General features: G+C 41.5%; 4 protein-coding genes. All 4 read right to left on the bottom strand.

Annotation, left to right across the window (positions count from 1 at the left end; translation table 11 throughout):
* Nucleotides 1-65 precede the first annotated feature (65 nt).
* Nucleotides 66-224, bottom strand: coding sequence for a hypothetical protein (locus TW85_RS26405; RefSeq protein ID WP_202904912.1), 159 nt, complete (start codon nt 222-224; stop codon nt 66-68).
* Nucleotides 190-384, bottom strand: a complete 195-nt coding sequence (locus TW85_RS26105) for a Com family DNA-binding transcriptional regulator (RefSeq protein ID WP_084616501.1) — start codon at nt 382-384, stop codon at nt 190-192. Before TW85_RS26105 ends, TW85_RS26405 begins: the two co-directional genes overlap by 35 nt.
* Nucleotides 385-525: 141 nt before the next feature.
* Complete coding sequence (locus tag TW85_RS25245; protein WP_046019902.1) at nt 526-1080, bottom strand: hypothetical protein; 555 nt, start codon at nt 1078-1080, stop codon at nt 526-528.
* A gap of 9 nt (nt 1081-1089) precedes the next feature.
* Nucleotides 1090-1381: hypothetical protein (locus tag TW85_RS26310; RefSeq protein WP_046019901.1), on the bottom strand; the 292-nt coding region annotated here is incomplete at its 5' end.

Here is a 1381-nt window from a genome sequence, read left to right as displayed (position 1 = left end):
TAACGACTTAACGCGCTCGGAACGGTAAGAGTCATGGTCTGAACAACGGTTATGGATTTCAATCTTCATACAGTCACCACTTTACACTTGTGACCTTGTTTTTTCAGATCATTAAAGATATTTTCTTGCTGTTTTTCATCAGTACAAATTACGATTACACCGTACTGCTCGCGGTATTTAAAACCGTTCTTACCGAGCGGTTTTGGCGGGGTTTTGTTGGCCATGTTGAACCTCAATCTTAGTTGCGCTCATTGGCGCTTGTAAATGAGGTTCAACGACCTTCAAAAAGTTAATTGTTTTACATCTAGAGCATTTAATTTCAAGCTCTAGATACTTTGCTTTTGCTAGAAGTCGGCCGCAACAACGGCACCGAATTTCTTGCATGTGAACCTACCTTAATTTTCTGATAGACTCCCTTTGCTGTGAGCTCGCAGCGAGAAAGTCTTTGGCTGGTTCATGTACTTGGTTTACATGATCTGGCGGCTCATTAGAACGGCTATTCTTTTGAGTCGCTTTCTCTTTCTTTTAATTCAATTTTGGCCAAAATTCGTCACTTTCAACATTAATCTCAGTTAGATCAGCCCGTTGTAACAAAGCCTTTAAAGCGTCACGATTTAGTTTTACCCATTCAGAACAAGCGGCTCGCTCTTGTTCACTATAAACACCTAATGCAGCGTTAATCTGCCCAATTTGATTCCACTTTGAATTGATTCTAATAGAACATTGGTTTTGCACTTTTTTTGTTTGCTCATCAAGTGTTGGAGGTATGTATGGTTTCTCTAATAGTGCGTTTTCAGGTAAATCTTCACCTATCTGGTTAATCAAATAGTGAATACCATTTTCATCAAAATACTCGGTACCACGCTTATCTACTAGTATCTTTTTTTCGCCTTCTTTAAAAACTGCAACATGCCCAGCTGGAGCATCATCTAAAACCGTAAATGTTGATGATGCGGGTAACAACCAATTAGTCACATCTAACGGGTCTGGGTCAGCGTAGACAACTCCTGCGAACTCCCCAGTATTTTTATCGTATGCATAAGCTCTTTTAGGGCCTCTTGCTTTAATTTCATCTGCCATAATTACCTCTTAATATTTGATAAAACCAGCAAACGCGGTATTACGCCCACGAGTTTCACTACCACCAAACCTACCAGTATTACTTCCCGTCAAATATCCGCCATCATCACCTGATGATCGTGTGGAATAAGCATCAATAATACCATCAGTGTTCATATCAATAACGTGTCGGCTCCCGCCTTCGGTTCCGTCGGTTGGGTGAGCGTGCTCCTCAGTCTGAAAGTCTTGAAACGAGCCTAGTACTCGGCCAACATCAACGCCGCGCCCATCATCTAAGAACCTTGGAAAATCAGCTCGAACG

It is taken from the genome of Marinomonas sp. S3726 (genome assembly GCF_000967665.1).
Lineage (GTDB): Bacteria > Pseudomonadota > Gammaproteobacteria > Pseudomonadales > Marinomonadaceae > Marinomonas.
Note: the sequence above shows the minus strand (reverse complement) of the source record. Positions and strands in the feature narration are given on the sequence as shown.

Excerpts from the sequence above, each read along its gene's own strand:
- TW85_RS25245 (WP_046019902.1), bottom strand. The coding sequence starts at position 1,080 with ATGGCAGATGAAATTAAAGCAAGAGGCCCTAAAAGAGCTTATGCATAC.
- TW85_RS26105 (WP_084616501.1), bottom strand. The coding sequence starts at position 384 with ATGCAAGAAATTCGGTGCCGTTGTTGCGGCCGACTTCTAGCAAAAGCA.
- TW85_RS26405 (WP_202904912.1), bottom strand. The coding sequence starts at position 224 with ATGGCCAACAAAACCCCGCCAAAACCGCTCGGTAAGAACGGTTTTAAA.